This window comes from Agrobacterium sp. LR_9 (assembly GCF_041954855.1).
Taxonomy (GTDB): domain Bacteria; phylum Pseudomonadota; class Alphaproteobacteria; order Rhizobiales; family Rhizobiaceae; genus Agrobacterium; species Agrobacterium leguminum.
This window is the reverse complement of sequence record NZ_JAVAYA010000011.1, coordinates 73,399-92,531: the sequence shown is the minus strand read 5'-3', so window position 1 is coordinate 92,531 and position 19,133 is coordinate 73,399. Positions and strand designations below refer to the sequence as shown.

The 19,133-nt window shown below is 60.7% G+C and carries 16 protein-coding genes; 12 read left to right on the top strand and 4 right to left on the bottom strand.

Features of this window, described 5'->3' with window-relative positions; translation table 11 throughout:
- Positions 1 to 12: 12 nt before the first annotated feature.
- The 5 genes from tsdA to RAC79_RS14425 all read left to right on the top strand — a co-directional run bounded on the left by tsdA (position 13) and on the right by RAC79_RS14425 (position 4,793).
- Positions 13 to 996, top strand: a complete 984-nt coding sequence (tsdA, locus tag RAC79_RS14445) for a gamma-resorcylate decarboxylase (protein WP_059755140.1) — start codon at positions 13 to 15, stop codon at positions 994 to 996.
- A gap of 3 nt (positions 997 to 999) precedes the next feature.
- On the top strand, positions 1,000 to 2,055 hold the full coding sequence (gene graC / locus RAC79_RS14440) for a maleylacetate reductase (RefSeq protein WP_174039638.1): 1,056 nt from the start codon (positions 1,000 to 1,002) through the stop codon (positions 2,053 to 2,055).
- A gap of 12 nt (positions 2,056 to 2,067) precedes the next feature.
- Complete coding sequence (gene graB / locus RAC79_RS14435; RefSeq protein WP_174039637.1) at positions 2,068 to 2,955, top strand: hydroxyquinol 1,2-dioxygenase; 888 nt, start codon at positions 2,068 to 2,070, stop codon at positions 2,953 to 2,955.
- On the top strand, positions 2,952 to 3,290 hold the full coding sequence (locus tag RAC79_RS14430; RefSeq protein ID WP_065656212.1) for a YciI family protein: 339 nt from the start codon (positions 2,952 to 2,954) through the stop codon (positions 3,288 to 3,290). Before graB ends, RAC79_RS14430 begins: the two co-directional genes overlap by 4 nt.
- Before the next feature lie 216 nt (positions 3,291 to 3,506).
- On the top strand, positions 3,507 to 4,793 hold the full coding sequence (locus tag RAC79_RS14425) for an aromatic acid/H+ symport family MFS transporter (RefSeq protein ID WP_161987859.1): 1,287 nt from the start codon (positions 3,507 to 3,509) through the stop codon (positions 4,791 to 4,793).
- Between the two features lie 99 nt (positions 4,794 to 4,892).
- Here the strand turns inward: RAC79_RS14425 and RAC79_RS14420 are convergent, their stop codons facing one another.
- The 3 genes from RAC79_RS14420 to mprF all read right to left on the bottom strand — a co-directional run bounded on the left by RAC79_RS14420 (position 4,893) and on the right by mprF (position 10,425).
- A complete protein-coding gene (locus RAC79_RS14420) occupies positions 4,893 to 6,221 on the bottom strand; it encodes a telomere resolvase (protein WP_174039636.1) in 1,329 nt (442 codons plus the stop codon).
- Between the two features lie 221 nt (positions 6,222 to 6,442).
- Complete coding sequence (locus tag RAC79_RS14415) at positions 6,443 to 7,828, bottom strand: virulence factor family protein (protein WP_174039635.1); 1,386 nt, start codon at positions 7,826 to 7,828, stop codon at positions 6,443 to 6,445.
- Positions 7,825 to 10,425 (bottom strand): bifunctional lysylphosphatidylglycerol flippase/synthetase MprF, encoded by a 2,601-nt coding sequence (mprF, locus tag RAC79_RS14410; RefSeq protein WP_174039634.1) that lies wholly within the window; start codon positions 10,423 to 10,425, stop codon positions 7,825 to 7,827. Before mprF ends, RAC79_RS14415 begins: the two co-directional genes overlap by 4 nt.
- Positions 10,426 to 10,699: 274 nt before the next feature.
- Between mprF and RAC79_RS14405 the strand changes: the two genes are divergently transcribed.
- Positions 10,700 to 10,993 carry a hypothetical protein gene (locus tag RAC79_RS14405; protein WP_174039633.1) on the top strand — a complete coding sequence of 98 codons (294 nt, stop codon included), beginning with the start codon at positions 10,700 to 10,702 and terminating at the stop codon, positions 10,991 to 10,993.
- Between the two features lie 55 nt (positions 10,994 to 11,048).
- On the opposite strand, the gene RAC79_RS14400 is transcribed toward RAC79_RS14405, so the two are convergent.
- Positions 11,049 to 12,089, bottom strand: a complete 1,041-nt coding sequence (locus tag RAC79_RS14400; protein WP_174039632.1) for a dipeptidase — start codon at positions 12,087 to 12,089, stop codon at positions 11,049 to 11,051.
- A 235-nt stretch (positions 12,090 to 12,324) separates the two neighbouring features.
- On the opposite strand from RAC79_RS14400, the gene RAC79_RS14395 reads away from it, so the two are divergent.
- The 6 genes from RAC79_RS14395 to RAC79_RS14370 all read left to right on the top strand — a co-directional run bounded on the left by RAC79_RS14395 (position 12,325) and on the right by RAC79_RS14370 (position 19,131).
- Positions 12,325 to 13,920, top strand: a complete 1,596-nt coding sequence (locus RAC79_RS14395; RefSeq protein ID WP_174039631.1) for an ABC transporter substrate-binding protein — start codon at positions 12,325 to 12,327, stop codon at positions 13,918 to 13,920.
- Positions 13,921 to 13,922: 2 nt separating this feature from the next.
- Positions 13,923 to 14,936, top strand: a complete 1,014-nt coding sequence (locus RAC79_RS14390) for an ABC transporter permease (RefSeq protein WP_174036487.1) — start codon at positions 13,923 to 13,925, stop codon at positions 14,934 to 14,936.
- Positions 14,933 to 15,835 (top strand): nickel transporter permease, encoded by a 903-nt coding sequence (nikC, locus tag RAC79_RS14385; protein WP_004433196.1) that lies wholly within the window; start codon positions 14,933 to 14,935, stop codon positions 15,833 to 15,835. The genes RAC79_RS14390 and nikC overlap by 4 nt, the downstream gene beginning before the upstream one ends.
- Positions 15,836 to 15,838: 3 nt before the next feature.
- Positions 15,839 to 16,669 carry an ABC transporter ATP-binding protein gene (locus tag RAC79_RS14380; RefSeq protein WP_004443518.1) on the top strand — a complete coding sequence of 277 codons (831 nt, stop codon included), beginning with the start codon at positions 15,839 to 15,841 and terminating at the stop codon, positions 16,667 to 16,669.
- A complete protein-coding gene (locus tag RAC79_RS14375) occupies positions 16,666 to 17,406 on the top strand; it encodes an ABC transporter ATP-binding protein (protein WP_078051639.1) in 741 nt (246 codons plus the stop codon). Before RAC79_RS14380 ends, RAC79_RS14375 begins: the two co-directional genes overlap by 4 nt.
- 213 nt (positions 17,407 to 17,619) lie before the next feature.
- Positions 17,620 to 19,131, top strand: coding sequence for a serine hydrolase domain-containing protein (locus RAC79_RS14370; protein WP_374997176.1), 1,512 nt, complete (start codon positions 17,620 to 17,622; stop codon positions 19,129 to 19,131).
- The last annotated feature ends 2 nt before the right edge of the window (positions 19,132 to 19,133 follow it).

The following is a 19,133-nucleotide window of genomic DNA, read 5'->3' as shown; positions in this document are numbered from 1 at the left end:
GGAGGAAACCACATGCAAGGCAAGGTCGCTCTCGAGGAGCATTTCGCAATCCCGGAAACGCTTCAGGATTCGGCCGGGTTCGTACCCGGCGACTACTGGAAGGAATTGCAGCACCGCCTGCTCGACATTCAGGATACGCGCCTGAAGCTGATGGATGCGCATGGCATCGAAACCATGATCCTGTCGCTGAACGCGCCGGCGGTGCAGGCCATTCCCGACAGGAAGAAGGCGATCGAGATCGCGCGGCGAGCGAACGACGTCCTCGCCGAAGAATGCGCCAGGCGGCCGGATCGTTTCCTCGCCTTCGCAGCCCTGCCATTGCAGGACCCTGACGCGGCGACGCAGGAGCTACAGCGCTGCGTCAACGATCTCGGTTTCGTCGGCGCGCTCGTCAATGGTTTCAGCCAGGAGGGCGATGGCCAGACGCCGCTTTATTACGACCTGCCGCAATATCGCCCATTCTGGGGCGAGGTGGAAAAGCTCGATGTGCCCTTCTACCTGCATCCGCGCAACCCGCTGCCGCAGGATTCGCGCATCTATGACGGCCATCCCTGGCTGCTCGGCCCCACCTGGGCTTTCGCGCAGGAAACGGCCGTGCACGCGTTGCGTCTGATGGCGTCCGGCCTGTTCGACGAGCATCCGCGTCTCAACATCATTCTCGGGCATATGGGCGAGGGCCTGCCCTACATGATGTGGCGCATCGATCATCGTAATGCCTGGGTGAAGCTGCCGCCGCGTTATCCGGCCAAGCGCCGTTTCGTGGATTATTTCAACGAGAATTTCCACATCACCACCTCGGGCAATTTCCGCACCCAGACGCTGATCGACGCCATTCTGGAAATCGGTGCGGATCGCATCCTGTTTTCCACGGACTGGCCCTTTGAGAATATCGACCACGCCTCCGACTGGTTCAACGCGACGACCATCGCCGAGGCTGACCGGGTAAAGATCGGCCGCACCAATGCGCGCCGCCTGTTCAAGCTCGACGGGCGTTGAACCATGCATCCGTTCGTCTATATGGCCGCTCCCGCGCGCATCGTCTTCGGCGCGGGCAGCTCGGAGCGCGTGGCGGAGGAAATCCGCCGCCTTGGCCTGTCGCAGGCGCTGGTGCTTTCCACGCCGCAGCAGAAGGGCGACGCGGAGGCGCTTGCCGCCCGGCTTGGCCGGCTTGCCGTGGGTGTCTTCTCCGATGCGGCCATGCATACGCCGGTCGAGGTGACGAAAAACGCGGTCGAAGCCTATCGTGCCACCGGATCGGATTGCGTTGTCGCGCTCGGCGGCGGCTCCACCACCGGTCTCGGCAAGGCCATTGCGCTGCGCACCGATGCGGCGCAGATCGTCATCCCGACCACCTATGCCGGCTCCGAGGTGACGCCCATTCTCGGCCAGACGGAAAACGGGGTGAAGACCACCATACGCGGGCCGGAAATCCTGCCGGAAGTGGTGATTTACGATGCGGAACTGACGCTTGGATTGCCGGTCGCCATCAGCATGACGAGCGGGCTGAACGCCATGGCGCACGCGGCGGAGGCGCTTTACGCGCAGGACCGCAATCCCATCGCCAGCCTGATGGCGGTTGAGGGATTGCGGGCGATGATCGAGGCGCTTCCCGGCGTGAAGGCTGGGCCGCAGGATGTCAAGGCGCGCGAGACCGCGCTTTATGGTGCGTGGCTGTGCGGCACGGTGCTTGGCGCCGTCGGCATGTCGCTGCATCACAAGCTTTGCCACACGCTGGGCGGCAGTCTCGATCTGCCGCACGCGGAAACCCATGCGGTGCTTCTGCCGCATACCATCGCCTATGTGGAACAGGCGGTACCGGATCTGCTTGCGCCGCTTGCTTCTCTAGTGGGCGGCAGGGCAGGGACGGGGCTCTATGATTTTGCCGCCCGGCTTGGCGCGCCCTCGAGCCTTGCCGCTCTCGGGGTCCGGTCGGACGATCTCGACCGCATGGCGGAGCTTGCAACGGCCAATCCTTACTGGTGCCCGCGGCCAATCGAAAAAACTGCGATCCGCGACCTTTTGCAACGCGCCTTCGAGGGCGCGCGGCCGGAGTGATGGGAGGAGACGATGGATATGAAGATGAGCAATGATGACGGCTACTTCGTCGAGGAACGTTCGGCTGAAACCGTGATCGCGCGTATGCGCGACTGTGACGATCCGCGTCTGAAGGAAATCATGGCGGTGGTGACGCGCAAGCTGCATGAGGCGGTGAAGGAAATCGAACCGACCGAGGAGGAGTGGATGAAGGCCATTCATTTCCTCACCGAGGTCGGCCAGATCTGCAATGAATGGCGGCAGGAATGGATCCTGTTTTCCGATATTCTCGGCGTCTCCATGCTGGTCGACGCCATCAACCATCGCAAGCCAAGCGGCGCGTCGGAATCGACCGTTCTCGGCCCCTTCCATGTCGCGGATGCGCCGGAAATGCCGATGGGTGCGAATATCTGTCTCGATGGCAAGGGCGAGGATATGGTGGTCACCGGACGCATCCTCGATACCGAGGGAGCGCCGGTCGCCGGCGCGCGCATCGATGTCTGGCAGGCCAATGACGAAGGTTTTTATGACGTGCAGCAGAAGGGCATCCAGCCCGATTTCAACCTGCGCGGCGTCTTCATCACCGGCGAGGACGGGCGCTACTGGTTCCGGGCCGCCAAGCCGAAATATTATCCGATCCCGGATGACGGTCCGGTCGGGCAGCTGCTGCGCGCCATGGGGCGGCATCCCTACCGGCCAGCGCATCTGCACTATATCGTTTCGGCCGAAGGCTTCGCCACGCTCGTCACCCATATCTTCGATCCCGACGATCCCTATATCCGTTCGGATGCGGTCTTCGGCGTAAAAGAAAGTCTGCTCGCCGATTTCCAGCGGGTGGATGATGCGCAGAAGGCGCGGGACCTGGGTTTCATCGGCGACTGGTTCTGGTCGGTGAACCACGATTTCGTGCTCGCCCGATGAGCGGCGGCAGCGACCGAACACGGCTTTACGTGCGTTTCGCCGAAAGCGATCCCGCTGCGGCCGCACAACGGGCGGCGCAGATAGAGGCTCACAAGGCCCATCTGCGCAATGGCGAGGCGATGGCGGAAGGGTTCAAGATTCTTGTCTCCGGCCCGATGAGCGCGGTTGCCGACGGCCCATCCGCCGCCCTCATTATTGCGCAGGCGCGCTCGATCGAAGACGTCATCGCCTTCAGCGATGCCGATCCATTCGTCATTCACGGTGTTTATAACCGCATTCATATTTTGAGCTGGACGCCGACGTTGTCGACGATTTCCGGGCTGGAGCCTGGCTGAATTTCGTCGGCGCGGTGCGCCTGGCATTTGTAAATATTTCATTTGCAATTTTTGCAGATGCAACATTTAATCGAAGGCGGGATGCTGGCGATATGTGCTTGACAGGAGCAGGGCACATATCAGTGTGGAGCACGCCGGGCACTCACGGAGGATATCGCAGGAACGGGAGACGCTTATCCATACCGGATGGCGCGTTCATGCGTGAAAGGGAGGAACATGTCCACGAATTATCTGAGCGCCGCGTCAGCGCGGACGAAGAACCCGGCCGGCGTTATCGCGACATGCGGCCTGATGATCATGTTTGACGGTTACGATCTCGTCGTTTACGGCGCCGTCGCACCGGCACTCTTGAAAGAAGGAGCATGGGCGCTCAATCCGGCCATGGTCGGGCGCGCCGCCGCGCTGACGCTGGTAGGCATGCTGCTGGGCGCGCTTTTTGCCGGCACCATGGCCGACCGCATCGGTCGCCGCAAAGTGGTTCTTCTCAGCCTCGCCGGCTTTTCGGCGATGATGATCGCCTCGGCCATGACGCCGAATTTTCTCGCCTTCGAAATCACGCGCTTCTTCGCCGGTCTCGGGCTTGGCGCGCTGTTGCCGACAGTCACCGCGCTGGTGCTGGAATTTTCGCCGCCGCATCGCAGGGCGCAGGCCAATTCCCTGTCTTTCCTCGGTTATCTTGTCGGCGGCATCATTTCCGGCGTCATGGGCATTCTCCTTCTGGAGACCTATGGCTGGCGGCCCTTGATGCTGATCGGCGGCCTGCCGCTTATTCTTCTGCCGATCTTCATGCGTTTCCTGCCGGAATCGCCCGAATGGCTGGCAAGCAAGGGCCGGCAGGCGGAGGCCGACGGCATTTGCGACAGCTACGGTCTGCAACGCATCGTGCCGCATGCGAAAATTCAAAAGGGTGGTGTCGGCGCGCTGTTCTCGGAAGGTCGGTTGCTCTCGACGCTGAATGCCTGGGGCATCCACTTCTGCTCGCTGCTTCTCACCTTCGGCATGGTCAACTGGCTGCCCACCATCATGAACAAGATGGGTTATGATATCAGCTCGGCGCTCAGCTTTTCCGTCATGCTCAATGTCGGGGCCGCGATCGGCATCCTCATCGGCGGTCGGTTTGCGGATAAGGGCAATGTCAAGGTGGTCGTGGCGATCCTGTTTGCCATCGGCGCCGCCTCGATCTTCGCCCTGACGGTGAACAAGGGTCCGCTTCTTTATGCCTTCGTCGCTCTTGCGGGTGCGGGCACCATCGGCACCCAGATTCTCGCCAATGTTCTGGTGGGACGGCTCTACCCCGTTCATATTCGCGGCACGGGTCTCGGTTTTTCGCTGGCGGTCGGGCGGCTCGGCGGCATTGCCGGTCCGATGATCGGCGGCCTCGTGCTGCAGCGGGGTCTGGCGCCCGAATGGAATTTCTACATTTTCGGCTCGGTCGCACTTGTGGGGCTGATGCTGACGGTATTGACCCTGCTTTACCGCACCTCCGGTGACGCGCGGGTTTGATGAATGAAACGGCTGGCCGCGGAGAACCCAAATCCGCGGCCGGAGCATTTCCGGCAAAGCTGCCGAGCGGTTTTACGCCCGGAAAATGACGTTAACGCATCATGCCTTGCGGGACACCGGCGCTATTGTCGCCATCTGCTGCAACGTCCGTTCGTTGATGCGTTTGGCCCGCGCCAGCGCATCGTCGCGATCTTCCGGCAGTGTATAGGTCATATAGGACAGCGACGTTTCGAGGTCGTTGTTGTTATGTCCGAGAATGGCGGCGAAGTAGCTGTTCTTGGTCACATGCGGCGGCGCGAAATTGTGAAAGGCTACCTCGGCATAGAGGTGCCGGAGGCCATAGGGCTTTGGCAGCTCTTCCTTCGGCCAGAGATCCTCGAACAGGTTAAAAACCGTGTCCCGGAGCAGCAGGCGGGTTTCCGACGAAAAATCGTCGATCGACATGCCATGCCACAATTTTCCCTGCCCGCTTTCGCGCAGGCGCCTATAGGCGGCCAGAATCGTTTCCGAGCGGGCAAGCACCGGGATTTCATAGGTAATCCCGAATTTCGTTCCTTCGCCCTGTTTCGTCTTGGCCTGGCCGTTGAACAGGAGGCTCCATTTGGAGACGCCCTTGCCATAGGGGGCAGGTGAAAATTCGGCCTGGGTGAAGACCTCGTAGGGGCGGCGTCCCGTCATGCCGATCAGGCCGATGCCGATCATCACGGGATCGGCGGACAGGAGCTTATCGGCGCAAATCTTCAGAACCTGCCGATAATTCTCGAAGGTGATCAGCGCGCCGTGCTTTCTGGCGATCTTCTCCATCTTCACCCGGCGTGCATCGTCATACATCGCGGCATCGCCGGTGGCGATCTTCAGCATCGGGTGGTCGTCGCCGAAGGCCTCGCGGATGGCGTTGCGATATTTGGTGATGTAGGAGATGATCGTTGTCTGGGCTCTGCCCTTCATGGTGCTGATTTCAGCATTCCACAGGGACTGCATCTCTTCTTTTGTTCCCATGCCGTTCATCGCCGAAATGAAATCCGCGATGCGCAGCAGAACGGTCGGCTTGCGACCGGCGGTATTGAACTCCGCCCGCTCGATTTTTTCGACGATGGAGGTCGCCACGCCGGTTTTCGTATAGTCGGCGCGCGCAATATAGGTGTTCAGCCGCTCGCGCAGCTTTTTCATGTTGCAGATGGCAAGCGGTGTGCTCTTTGCGCCGAACTCGGCCTTCAGCGCATTGCGATATTTCATGATGTAGAGTTCGAGCGTCTTTTCGGTGCGGCCATTGTCGAAATGGTAGCGGACCTCGGCATCCCACAGATCGCGGATTTTTCTGTTGCGGAGCGTGTCATCGCTCTTCATCGCCTCTTTGACCTGGCCGACGAAATGATCGATGCGTTCCACGAGGACTGGTGTTTTCGTCTTTCGCTTTGAAGCGGGCATGCGGCGGCTCCCTGAACCCGTCCGGAAATATAAAATCCATGGTTGGCGATCAACAGCAGCACGGTTGCGGAAATGTGATGAACATCCACTGCAGGCCGGTTTCTTTTGAATAATAGTTTAAGCGATTCCGCAAGCACGGCCGCGACGCGAAGAAGCATCGGCGATGCATTCGCCGCCGAAGATCATCCTAGACGCGGGATTTCGGCCGATGGGGATGCAGGTTATTTCGGAAGCCGGGTCTTCAGCGACGTCACGATACGCTTGGCCAGTCCCTCATAGTCCTCGTCAAAATGGTGACCGCCCTCGATGCCGACTGCTTCCACGCCCTTGGCTTTCAGGCCGGGGCAGGGGTCTTCATCTTCTTCTTCCGTGCCATAGATGCATTGCACCAGCTTCGGATCAATCTTGGCGATGTCATCCACCGTCTTGCCGCCCTTGCCTTCACCGGCAACGCCAAGCCAGCCTTCGACGGAAATCTCGAAATCCACTTCGGTCGAAAGTCCCATCAGGGTCAGTTGCACGACATGCGACTTGTCGCGGTCCGGCAGCAGATTATAGGTGGCGGGAAGAATATCGGCACCGAAGGAATAGCCGATCAACACCACATTGCGGACTTTCCATTCCTTGCGATAGGTGTCGATGATGCGGCCGAGATCTGTGGCGACCTCCTGCGGTTTCTTTTCCTTCCAGAAATAGCGGAGCGAATCGACGCCGATGACGGGTATGCCTTCCTTCTGGAAGGCGCCGCCCACTTCCTCGTCGAGATCGCGCCAGCCGCCGTCGCCGGAATAGATCACCGCCATGGTGTCCATCACCGGGCTGGTTTCCAGAACCTTGATCGGCAGGCCGAGCGGGCTGTCGGTGTCGCCTGCGGCGTCGATCTGGTCGGACAGGGTCTGGGTCAAAACCTCGTCCGCCTTGTCATCCACATCCGTCACGTCGATATCGGGATGCAGCTTGACGAGCGCGTTGACGTGGTCGCGGCCCTTCTGATCCGCGGCAGGCGTGAACAACACGCTGACGGGGGCGGGCAGCGGCCCGTCGGTCAGGCCATAGACCATTTCGCCATCCGCCTTGTCCTTGGTGGCGGGGGTGCAGAGGATTTTCTCAAGCGGCAGGCCGGCCTTGGGGTCGACGGCGATGGCTTCCCGGACGGTGGAGACGGGGCTCTGCGCAATCATCGCCAGCGCCAGCGTTCCGCCCTTGCCGATGCCGGTGAGGATGGGCTGGCGATAGCTGCTCGTGCCGGCGGTGCGCTGGATCTGCTGCGAGAGCGACTCGATGTCCGAGATCATATAGATGCACTCGTCATCATCGGCCTCGAGCGCCTTCAGATATTCCTTGAAATCGATACCGACCACGGCTGCGCCCTTTTCCACCAGCGCCTTGGCGCGGGTCTCATCGGCAGCCGTCCATCCGTCCGCATCAGAAATCAGGAAGACGCTGGCGAGAATTTCGCCATCCGGCACCATGATATGCTCGGAAGGGATCATGCCGGTCTCGTAAGCGGGCTTGTCCTGCGCAAAAACGGCGCCAGAAACAAACAAGGGGGAGGCGAACAGGGCGGAGGCGGCAAGAACCGCTTTCAGCATGCTGGGTTTTCTCATTTTCCGATCACTCCTCTGACGCCGCCGCTGATGAGAACCGTCGCGTCCATCAGCGCCAGAGCGGCGTCTGCGCCGTTCTGCACGGCAAGGTAACGCGGTTCCCATTTCGGGTGGAACTTCGCCTTGAAGGCGCGAAGTCCCTTGAAGTTGTAGAACCGTTCGCCGTGTTCGAACAGCGTGCTGCCGATGCGGTCCCAGACGGGGGCGGCGTCGCGTTTCGACATGCCGGACATGGGGGCCATGCCAAGATTGAAGCTCTCATAGCCCGCCTCGCGCAGATATTGCATGATGCTGACGAAGAGAAAATCCATCGAGCCGCGCGGCGCATCCGGCGAAAAACGCATGAGGTCGACGGTGGCTTCCTTTTTTGTGTCCGTCACCATCAGATTGGCGAAGGCGGTGATCTTTCCATCCTTGCGCAGCACGGCGACAGGTTGCGACAGGATGTAATCCGGCTCGAAAGCGCCAAGAGAGAAGCGCTTTTCCCGGGTATTGTGGTGGGCGAGCCAGCCATCGGAGACCTGTTTCAGTTCATCCAGAATCTCCGCCACCTGCGCCTGTTCGACCACCTCGAAGGTCAGTCCGTCGCGCGCGCCCCGGCTCAGCGACTGGCGAAGATTGGCAAGCTTGCCGCCCTTCAGTTCGAATGCGGTGAGATCGACCAATGCCAGTTCGCCGAGCTTGAAGGCGCGCAGGCCCGCATCGGCGCAATGGGAGAGGAGGAAAGGCGAAATCTGGTAGAAGGCGGCGCGCGCGCCGGCGCCACGCGCGGCCTCCACGAATTGCCAGACCAGATCCGGGAAATCATCCTCATCGCCGACCGGATCGGCAAACGCGATCCATGAGCGGCCCTGAATGCCATACATGATGAAGGCGTTGCCGCTTTCGGAGAACATCACGTGTTTGTCGCCCATGCGCACCAGATTGGCGTCGGCCGCATCCTGTTTCATGACGATGCCGGTCGCACTCGTGACGTCGTCGGCCTTGATGGCGTCCGGCCTGAAGGCCACCGGCCGCATCAGGCTGAAGATGGCGATGGTGGAGGAGGCAAGCACGAGGCCGAGAAGGGCGCGCAATCCGCGCGGCGCTTCCTCGGAGAATTCGAACTGCCACCATAATGTCTGGCTGTAATCCGTATCGCGATAAACGAAGAGCAGGATTGTCGCCGCGCCCGCAATGATGACGGCCATGGCGGCGAGCCAGCTTGGGCCCAGCGCCTGCTTAACCAACGAGGCATGGCGGTTAAAGCTGCGCATATTGACGGAGAGGGCCGCGATGAAGACGCCGAGGATGGCGGCTTCGAACACGGCGATGGCCTTGAGGAGCGAGAGGACCAGCGCCAACGAGGCGGCGACCAGCGCAATCCACCAGGCGCCGTCCAGCCGCTGCCCGAGGCCCCGCGAGGCGACGACAAGCACGAGGCCGAGAATGCTCGTGAGAAAATGCGCCGCCTCGACGATGGGAAGCGGTACGAAATTGGAGAGGAAATCCAGATTGCTGTCCGGTGTCGGCGTCACACTCGAGAAGATCAGCATGGTGCCGAGGATCATCGCGAAGGTCGACAGCAGCGGCGGTGCGAGCCTGACGGCAAGCTGGCTAATATCGGAGACAACAGGCTTTGCCGCGAACTGCTTCATTTCCGAGACGAGCATGACCAGAATGGCCACCACGAGCGGCAGCACGTGATAGATGACGCGGTAGAGAACGAGGCTTCCGAGCAGCTGATCGACGCTGATGGCGTTGCCAAGCCCCGCAACCATGACGGTTTCGAAGACGCCAAGGCCGGCGGGCACATGGCTGAGCACGCCGAGGCCGACGGCGGTGGCGTAGATGGCGAAAAATGTCGGCCAGCCGAGATGTGTGTCGGGCAGCAGGACATAAAGCACGGAGGCGGAGGCGGCGATATCGAAAGCGGAGACCAGGAACTGGCGCGACGATGTCCGGCTGTCCGGGAGACGAAGCCGCCATGCGCCGAGCCTGATGGCGCGCCCGTTGCGCCCGACATAGGCGGCCGCCACGAGAATTGCGATTATGGCAAGCGCTGCACCCCTGAGAATAACGGCATCGACGCCGATGATGGCGGCGATGCGCGGTGCGACGATGAAGGTGGAGATGGCGCTGACCGAAAGCAGCCCAAGCCCGAAGGACAGCGTGACGAAGGCGATGACGCGGGCGATTTCGCCGGGCGACAGACCCAGCCGGGAATAGGCACGAAAGCGGATGGCGCCACCGCTCAAGGGGCCGAAACCGGCGGTATTGCCAATGGCATAGGCCGCAAACGCAGTTGCCGCCATGGGCGGAAAGGGCAGCTTACGGCCGATATATTCGATGGCATTGGCGTCGTAGAATATCAGCGCCAGAAAGCTGAGCGCGGTGAAAACGATGGCGAGCAGCACCGCCGAGGCCGAGGTCTGTGTCAGCGCATCGATGACGTCGTCATAGCGGACTTCGGAGGTCAGGTGATAGATGGCGAAAGTCATCATCACAAAGACCAGCGTGATGGCGATCGCCGTCAGATAGGGTCGGTTTCTGGCAAAAAAGCTTTCAACCGCAGATTCCGTAACATCGGTTTGTGTAATTTCGCTCTTGTCTGCCATTTACTTTGCCCAGCGCCAGTTCCTGTTGGCGAACCACAGGATTGTGTCGCTAATTCGTTTAGGTTGAGGAAATGTGATTAGCAGAAAAGCATGAAGTGTCGATGTGAAGTTTATGTCCGATCATGCGTGAATTTCACCGGTCGGGCGCTGAAAATACAACTATGGAATGCATGATTGGTGGGATTGTTCCGAATGACGCCAAATTGACCGTTGCGGTTGCTTGGTGGTGCCGTTTGATGCGACTACACGCTCCTTTCGATTGAAGGAGATGCCAATGAACAAGCCCACAAGAATAATAGTTTCGCTCGTCGTCGCCCTTGTGGCGGGCGGCGGATACATGGCGGTGGATAAGATGCGCGGCGCCGAATGGGTCGTTTCGCCGCAACAGATCGCGGAGGCCAAGGCAAAAGGGCAGATGGGTTATGAATCCCGTCCGGGCACCGTGACTGTGTTGCCGATCCGCAGCGAGACGGCGGATGTGCTGCCGATGAAATGGGCGCTGATTGGTGTCGTCGCCGGGCTTCTGGCTTTCCGGGCGACCGGCAAGAAAAAAGCGGCAAAGGCTTAAGGGCCTGCCGCTCACATCTCCGGCGCTTTGCGCCGGAGATAAATTGCAATATGCCTCACGCGCCCCAGGTTTTTTCGAGCACACGGATCCAGTTGCCGTGGCAGATTTTGGCGAGCGCCTCGTCGTCATAACCACCCTTGCGCAGGGCTTCGACCAGCAATTGCAGATCGGCTGCGTCCTTCATGGCCGCGGGAATGGTGGTTCCGTCGAAATCCGAACCGAGCGCGACGTGATCGATGCCGATGCGGTTGACGATATAGTCCACGTGGCGGACGAGTTCGTTGAGATCGGTGTCCGGATTTTTCACGCCGTCCTGACGCAGGAACAGAACGCCGAAATTGATGCCTGCGAGGCCGCCCGTGTCGCGGATGGCGTCAAGCTGCCGGTCCGTCAGGTTGCGGCTGTGATTGCACAGCGCATAGGCGTTGGAATGCGAAGCCACCAGCGGCGCGCCGGAAATCCCGGCAATGTCCCAGAAACCCTGCTCGTTCATGTGCGACAGGTCGACCATGATCTTCAGCGCGTTGCAGGTCTTTATCAGCCGCTTGCCGGCATCCGTGAGGCCCGGGCCGATATCCGGCGTCGAGGGGAAACGGAAGGGAACGCCGTAAGCGAAGATGTTCGGGCGGCTCCAGACCGGCCCGAGCGTGCGCAGGCCCGCTTCGTAGAGAACGTGGAGCGCATCCAGATCGGCGCCGATCGCCTCCGCACCTTCGATATGGAAGACGGAAGCGAAAGCGCCCTCTGCCATGGCGTTGCGGATATCGGCGGCCGTGCGGCAGACCTTGAGCGCGCCTGCGGATTGTTTTTCGGCCCGGAACAAAAGGCCGGCCATGGCAAGCGTTGCCTTCAGCGCATCCGCCTCGGTCGGCGTCGGGTAGTCGCCGTTGGCGTCCTTGTCCATGCTGGGCGAAGGCACATAGGCGGCGCAGAGGCCACCGGCCAGCCCGCCTTTCTTGGCGCGGGGCAGGTCGATGTGGCCGATGGTATCCCCTTCGATGAGAAGCGTTTCGGGGGAAACATTGCCCGATCGCCATAACCGCAGCAGCACGTCGTTGTGGCCGTCGAAGACGGGTACGGTTTTTTGATCGGTCATGGTCATTCACCTTCGGAAATGGGATTGCGCGGACGCGCGTGCGGACGAGTTTTCTGAATTGGTAGAGGAAAGGTCAAGGCGGGAGCAAATGCAATCCGTGCATAGGCTCTGCCAAATTTGGAATTGGTCGGGCCTCGTTTGCTCGTGGTAATCGCGGGAAAACATAAAAAAAATGACTGGATTGGGGCAAACCCATACCGTTTTCCGAAAAATAAGGTCCGAAAGGGGATTTTCGATGATTTCAAGACGCAACCTGTTGATTGCCGGTGCTGCCGTTCCGTTCCTTTCTTATGCGCGCATTCCGGCCTTTGCCGCGACGCCGAAGGATATTCTGGTTGTTGCGCAGCAGCTGGACAATATGACGAGCCTTGACCCGCATGAAGGTTTCGAAGCCGTCGGCGGTGAAATCATCTCCAACATGTATCAGAAGCTGGTGCGCGCCAACCGTGAGGATTCGACCAAGGTCGATCCGGTCATCGCGAAATCCTGGGAAGCCGATGCGGACAGCAAGGTCTTCACCTTCACGATCGGTGACGAGGCGACCTTCGCGAGCGGCGCCAAGGTCGCGGCGGAAGACGTCGCCTTCTCGTTGCAGCGCGCCATCAAGATGAACAAGAGCCCGGCCTTCATCATCAGCCAGTTCGGCTTCACGCCCGACAATGCCGAGACAACCATCGTTGCCACTGATGACAAGACGGTGAAGCTGACGACGGCAAAGCCGACCGCCATCTCCTTCCTGCTTTATTGCCTCTCCGCCAATATCGGCGCGATCGTCGAAAAGAAGGCGGTTCTCGCCAATGCTTCCGGCGAAGACCTCGGCAATGGCTGGCTGCAGAAGAACAGCGCCGGCTCCGGCGACTTCGTGCTACAGGCCTGGAAGCCGAGCGAAAGCGTTGCGCTCACCGTCAATCCGAACGGTCCTTACAAGGGCAATATCAAGCGCATCATCCTGCGCCACGTCACCGATCCGTCTTCCCAGCTGCTGATGCTGCAGAAGGGCGATATCGACATTGCCCGCGACCTGACGTCGGAACAGCTGCGCACCGTCAAGGACGATGCGAATATCGAACTGGAGCGCAAGTCCATTGCCTCGCTGGTGCTGATCTCGCTCAACCAGGGCAATGAGAACCTCGCCAAGCCGCAGGTCTGGCAGGCCATCAAGTGGGCGCTGGACTACAAGGGCATGCAGGAAAACATCGTGCCGCTGACGCACGAAATCCACCAGAGCTTCGAGCCGAAGGGCTTCCCCGGTGCCGTCAACGACATTCCGTACCAGCGCGACGTCGAAAAGGCCAAGGCGCTGATGGCGGAAGCCGGTCTTGCCGATGGTTTCGAGATCAGCATGGATCACTATTCCGCCCAGCCTTATCCCGATCTGGCGCAGGCCATTCAGGCAAACCTTGCCGATATCGGCATCAAGGTGCGCCTGCAGTCGGCGGAAAACCGTCAGGTTCTGACCAAGATGCGCGCGCGTGAGCACCAGATGGCGCTTTCCGCATGGGGCACGGATTATTTCGATCCGCATTCCAACGCCGATGTCTTCAACATCAACAAGGACAATGGCGACGACGCCAAGTCGAAGCCCTTCCTGTGGCGTTCGCGCTTCAAGAACGACGACTTCGCTGCCAAGGCCGAAGCCGCGCGTGACGAGAAGGATCCTGCAAAGCGCGTGGAGCTTTATGAAGCCCTGCAACGCGAGCACATGGAAAACAGCCCCTTCGTCTTCATGTTCCAGACCACGAAGACGGCAGCCTTCCGTAAGGGTGTTTCCGGCTTCGAACTCGGCGTTCTCTCCGAGGGCAATTCCTACCACGATGCGAAGAAAGCGTGACATTGAACAAGCGCGTTAAAAGCATATCGTCGATACTGGGCAGCGTCCTCCTGACGCTGTTCGGTTTGATGGTCATCACCTTCATGATCGGGCGCGTCATGCCCGTCGATCCCGTCATTGCGGCGGTCGGCGACAACGCGCCCGAAGACGTCATCGTGCGGGTCCGGGCCGAAATGGGTCTCGACCAGCCGCTGGTCGTGCAGTTCTTCCATTATGTCTCGCAGGTCCTGCATGGCGATTTCGGCAATTCGATCCTGACCCGCAATCCGGTCTGGATCGATATCAAGCGGGTTTTCCCCGCCACCTTCGAACTTGCCACCGCAGCCCTCATCCTTGCTGCGCTGATCGGCATTCCGCTCGGTGTCTGGGCCGCGGTAAAGCAGGGCAAGCTGACCGACCAGGTCATCCGCGTCGTCTGCCTTGCCGGTCACTCCGTGCCGGTCTTCATGCTGGCGCTGATTTCGCTGCTCGTCTTCTACGCCACGCTGGGCGTCGCGCCGGGGCCGGGCCGGCAGGACATCATCTATGACGGCATGATCACGCAGGTTACCGGCCTGATGACGGTCGACACGCTGCTTGCGGGCGACTGGGACGCCTTTTACGACGCCATCGCCCATATGGTGCAGCCGGTCTGCATCCTCGCCTATTTCAGCATGGCCTATATCACCCGCATGACGCGCGCCTTCATGATCGACGCGCTGAAGGGTGAATATGTCATCACCGCCCGCGCCAAGGGGCTTTCGGCCATGACCGTGATCTGGGGGCACGCCTTCCCGACGGTCGCCGTGCAGCTCATCACGGTTCTCGCGCTCACCTATGCCGGTCTTCTCGAAGGTGCGGTGGTGACGGAAACCGTGTTCAGCTGGCCGGGTCTCGGCCAATATCTCACCGTCTCGCTCATGAACGCGGACATGAACCCCGTCGTCGGAGCAACCCTGTTGATCGGCTTCATCTATGTCGCCCTCAACCTGCTCGCAGACGTGCTTTACAGAGTTATGGATCCTCGCGTTCGATGATGTTAGCTAATTTCAGAAACTGGGCGCTGGATGAGACGCCACATTCGCGAACACAGGCTGCCTGGGGCAACCGGTATCGCATCTGGCTCAATCTCAAGTCCAATCCGCTGGCGGTAATCGGACTTACGATCATCGTTCTCTTCATCGCGCTGTCGCTGCTGGCGCCGCTGCTTGCCCCTTACGATCCGGCGACGCAGAACCTCGGCAATCGCTTAGCGTTTCCGAGCGCCGAACACTGGTTCGGCACGGATGAGCTCGGTCGCGACATTCTCTCGCGCATTCTCTATGGCGGCCGCGTCACGCTCGGCATGGTCATTGCCGTCGTCGTTCTCGTCGCACCCATTGGCCTCGCCATCGGCTGCATCGCCGGTTATTTCGGCGGCATTGTCGATACGGTGCTGATGCGCGTGACGGATGTGTTCCTGGCCTTCCCGCGCCTCATCCTCGCGCTTGCTTTCGTCGCGGCTCTGAAGCCGGGTGTCGAGAGCGCCATTCTCGCCATCGCGCTCACCGCCTGGCCGCCCTATGCGCGTCTTGCCCGCGCCGAGACCATGACGGTGCGCGGCAGCGATTTCGTTGCGGCCTACCGGCTGACCGGTGCTTCCGCCTGGCGCATCATCGCCCGGCATATCGCGCCGCTCTGCGTGCCGAGCCTTATCGTGCGCATCACGCTCGACATGAGCTCGATCATCATCACCGCCGCCAGCCTCGGCTTCCTCGGCATGGGCGCGCAGCCGCCTTCGCCGGAATGGGGCGCGATGATTGCGACAGCCAAGCGCTTCATCTTCGAACAATGGTGGGTCGCCACCATTCCCGGCATCGCCATCTTCCTCGTTTCGCTCGCCTTCAATTTCCTTGGCGATGGCCTGCGCGACGTTCTCGACCCGAAGGGACATTGAGCCATGCTGGTCGAAATCGAAAATCTGAAGATCGCTTTCCAGACCCGCACCAGCCGTTTCGAGGCCGTGCGCGGTGTTTCCATGAAGCTCGGCACTGAAAAGCTTGGCATCGTCGGCGAGTCCGGTTCCGGCAAGAGCCTGACGGCGCGTGCGCTAATGAAGCTTCTCCCCTCCAATGCCGATATCCGCGCCGACAAGCTCGCCTTCGACGGCATCGACGTGTTGTCCGCCAGCGAAAGGCAGATGCGCCAGATCCGCGGCAAGCGGGCGGGCTTCATCCTGCAGGACCCGAAATATTCGCTGAACCCGGTAAAGACCATCGGCGCGCAGGTGGCCGAAGCCTGGCGCACCCACAAGGGCGGCAGCAAGCGAGCCGCCATGGAAGCGGCCATCGCCCTGCTCGATCAGGTAAAAATCCGCAATCCGCGCCAGGTCGCCTCTTCCTATGCCCATGAGGTTTCCGGCGGCATGGGCCAGCGCGTGATGATCGCCATGATGCTCGCGCCCGATCCGGAACTGCTGATTGCCGACGAACCGACCAGCGCGCTTGACGCCACGGTGCAGGCGGAAATCCTGCGGCTGATCGAGGAGCTGGTATCGGAACGCGGCATGGGCCTCATCCTCATCAGCCACGACCTGCCGCTCGTGTCGCATTTTTGCGATCGCGTCGCCGTGATGTATTCCGGCCGGGTGATGGAGGAGCTGAAGGCTTCCGAGCTTTTGAAAGCCCAGCATCCTTACACGCAGGGACTTTTAAACTGCATTCCCTCGCTGACGCATCCGCGCGAGCGTCTTCCTGTTCTCAACCGTGATGCAGCGTGGTCCAGCCAATGATCGACGTCGATAATCTCCGTATCAAGTTCGGCGACCGCGAAGTCGTGAAAGGCGTGTCCTTTTCGGTGGAAAAGGGCGGCAGCTTCGGCATCGTCGGCGAAAGCGGCTCGGGCAAGTCCACCATCCTGCGCGCCATGGCCGGCCTGAATGAAAGCTGGGAAGGCCGCATCGCCTTTGCCGGCAAGGATGCGCCGCTGAAGCGCACGCCGGAATTCTTCCGGCAGGTGCAGATGGTGTTTCAGGACCCCTATGGTTCGCTGCATCCGCGCCAGACCATCGACCGCATTCTCAGCGAATTGCCGCTGGTGCATGGCATGGACAATATCGAAAAGCGCATCCAGCAGGCACTCTCGGATGTGGCGTTGCCGCAGGCCGTGCGGTTCCGTTTCCCGCACCAGCTTTCCGGCGGCCAGCGCCAGCGCGTGGCGATTGCCCGCGCCTTGATCGCCGATCCGCAGGTGCTGCTGCTTGATGAGCCGACTTCGGCGTTGGATGTTTCGGTGCAGGCGGAAATTCTGAACCTGTTGCAGGACCTGCGCGCGGCGCGCAACCTCACCTATATTCTCGTCAGCCACAATCTGGCGGTCATTGCGCATCTGTGCCCGCAGGTGGGCGTGATGTTGAACGGGGAAATGGTGGAGCAGCTGAGTGCGGACGATCTGCGCGAAGGCCGCACGAAACATCCGCATACGGAAGAGCTGCGCAGCCTGAGCATCCGGTTGGAAGAGCCGGCCTGAGTCTACGTTGCCAATAAATCGAGCGGGTGCCACGAGTTTCTTCTCCCCGAGGGGGAGAAGTCCGCGGCAGCGGGATGAGGGGGCAAGCTTCCCGTAAATCTCTACCGTTGCCCCCTCATCCGACCCTTCGGGCCACCTTCTCCCCCTCGGGGAGAAGAAACAAGCGGCGATGCCGAGGCTTTCTGTAGAGACGACAAGACACGAGACCGAACCATGCCACAGCAATTCGACTGGAATGCCGCTTCAACGCTTGCCGAGAGCTTCGTCTCGCAATGGGCGGGCAACGAGCCGGGCGGGGCGGTCATTGGTTTCGATCTCGATGGCATTCGCTTTGCCCATGCGGGCGGTGTCGAGAGCCTTTCGACATTCGCACCTTTCACGCCGCAGAGCGTGGTGCGTTATGCCTCCGTCACCAAACACGCTTTCTGCGCCATGGTGCTTGCCCATTCCGATCTGATCGGGCTTGACGATCCGCTCGGCAAACATCTGCCGGAGCTGCAATCGCCGCTCCGCGAGGTGACGGTGGGGCAGGCGCTGGATATGAGTGGCGGGCTGCCGGATACGCGGGAATGCCTCTCACTGCTTGGTCTTTCCGTTTACACGGAGACAAAGGCCGGCCCGCTTCTCGATTATCTGTCGCGGCTCACTCGGCTGAATTTCCCTGCCGGCAGCGAGGTGTCTTATTCCAATACCGGTTATCGTCTGGTGGAAGCGGCGCTGGAGCGTCGCGGTTTCCGTTTCGATGATTTCGTGCAGACGCAGATTGCCGGTCCCTTCGGCGTGTTCCTGAAGGCGCCGGATGTCTGGAACGATCCTGTCGACGGGTTGGTGCCGGGTTACTGGAAGGCTGAAGACAACTGGCAGCTTTCGGCCGCCGGTCTGCATATCTCCGCTTCGGGCAGTCTTGCCGGCAGCGCCGAAGCGCTGACCCGATGGCTGCAGGGCCTGATGCGGGGCGAGGGCAGCTTTGCGGGCGTTCTGGAGAGGCTTTCTGCTGAACGTTCGTTGGCAGATGGGCGGATGAGCGAATATGGCCTCGGCCTGCGCTGGTCGCATCTCGGCGACAGGCGGTTTGTCGGTCACGGCGGTTCGCATCCGGGCTACAAGACCTATTTCCTGCTCGATCCGGAAAACGGCACGGGTTTCGTCGTGGTGTCGAACCGAGAGGACACCAACGGCTTCAAGATCGCGCTGGAAAGCATGGCGGCTCTCACCGGCCTGCCTTTGCCCAAGCCCGCCGCCAGCCTGCCGGAAGGCCTTTACGTGACCGAAAGCGGGCCGTGGTGGCTGGAGATCAAGGGCAGCACATCCACTTTCATCGATGGCGACGACACGCTTTATGAAGATGCCGATGGCTGGGTATCGTCGCGTTCGGCATCGTCTCCGATGCGCCTCAGGCTAGAGGGTGATGCCATTGTCGGCGAGGCCGGCCACGCCGCTCGCCGCTTCCTGCCGGTCGGCGATCATGCGGTGCCGGATGATCTTTCGGGCTCGTGGCGCTCGGATGAGGGCGCCGAATTTTCGATCAGCGGCTCATCGCTGACGATGGGCATCGGCCCGACGCGTCGCAGCATGCCTCTGAAGGCGCTCGGTAATGGCCGTTTCCTCTTCACGCTGATTGACGGGCCATGGACGAAGCGCGTTTGCCTCAATCGTCTGGGTCATGATCGGATCGAGCTGGTTTCCAGCCGGGCGCGGATGATCGAATATTCGAGGGCTGTTTAAAA

What these genes read in the sequence shown, in the direction of transcription:
- tsdA (WP_059755140.1), top strand. Translation starts at nt 13, where the DNA reads ATGCAAGGCAAGGTCGCTCTCGAGGAGCATTTCGCAATCCCGGAAACG.
- graC (WP_174039638.1), top strand. Translation starts at nt 1,000, where the DNA reads ATGCATCCGTTCGTCTATATGGCCGCTCCCGCGCGCATCGTCTTCGGC.
- graB (WP_174039637.1), top strand. Translation starts at nt 2,068, where the DNA reads ATGGATATGAAGATGAGCAATGATGACGGCTACTTCGTCGAGGAACGT.
- RAC79_RS14430 (WP_065656212.1), top strand. Translation starts at nt 2,952, where the DNA reads ATGAGCGGCGGCAGCGACCGAACACGGCTTTACGTGCGTTTCGCCGAA.
- RAC79_RS14425 (WP_161987859.1), top strand. Translation starts at nt 3,507, where the DNA reads ATGTCCACGAATTATCTGAGCGCCGCGTCAGCGCGGACGAAGAACCCG.
- RAC79_RS14420 (WP_174039636.1), bottom strand. Translation starts at nt 6,221, where the DNA reads ATGCCCGCTTCAAAGCGAAAGACGAAAACACCAGTCCTCGTGGAACGC.
- RAC79_RS14415 (WP_174039635.1), bottom strand. Translation starts at nt 7,828, where the DNA reads ATGAGAAAACCCAGCATGCTGAAAGCGGTTCTTGCCGCCTCCGCCCTG.
- mprF (WP_174039634.1), bottom strand. Translation starts at nt 10,425, where the DNA reads ATGGCAGACAAGAGCGAAATTACACAAACCGATGTTACGGAATCTGCG.
- RAC79_RS14405 (WP_174039633.1), top strand. Translation starts at nt 10,700, where the DNA reads ATGAACAAGCCCACAAGAATAATAGTTTCGCTCGTCGTCGCCCTTGTG.
- RAC79_RS14400 (WP_174039632.1), bottom strand. Translation starts at nt 12,089, where the DNA reads ATGACCGATCAAAAAACCGTACCCGTCTTCGACGGCCACAACGACGTG.
- RAC79_RS14395 (WP_174039631.1), top strand. Translation starts at nt 12,325, where the DNA reads ATGATTTCAAGACGCAACCTGTTGATTGCCGGTGCTGCCGTTCCGTTC.
- nikC (WP_004433196.1), top strand. Translation starts at nt 14,933, where the DNA reads ATGATGTTAGCTAATTTCAGAAACTGGGCGCTGGATGAGACGCCACAT.
- RAC79_RS14380 (WP_004443518.1), top strand. Translation starts at nt 15,839, where the DNA reads ATGCTGGTCGAAATCGAAAATCTGAAGATCGCTTTCCAGACCCGCACC.
- RAC79_RS14375 (WP_078051639.1), top strand. Translation starts at nt 16,666, where the DNA reads ATGATCGACGTCGATAATCTCCGTATCAAGTTCGGCGACCGCGAAGTC.
- RAC79_RS14370 (WP_374997176.1), top strand. Translation starts at nt 17,620, where the DNA reads ATGCCACAGCAATTCGACTGGAATGCCGCTTCAACGCTTGCCGAGAGC.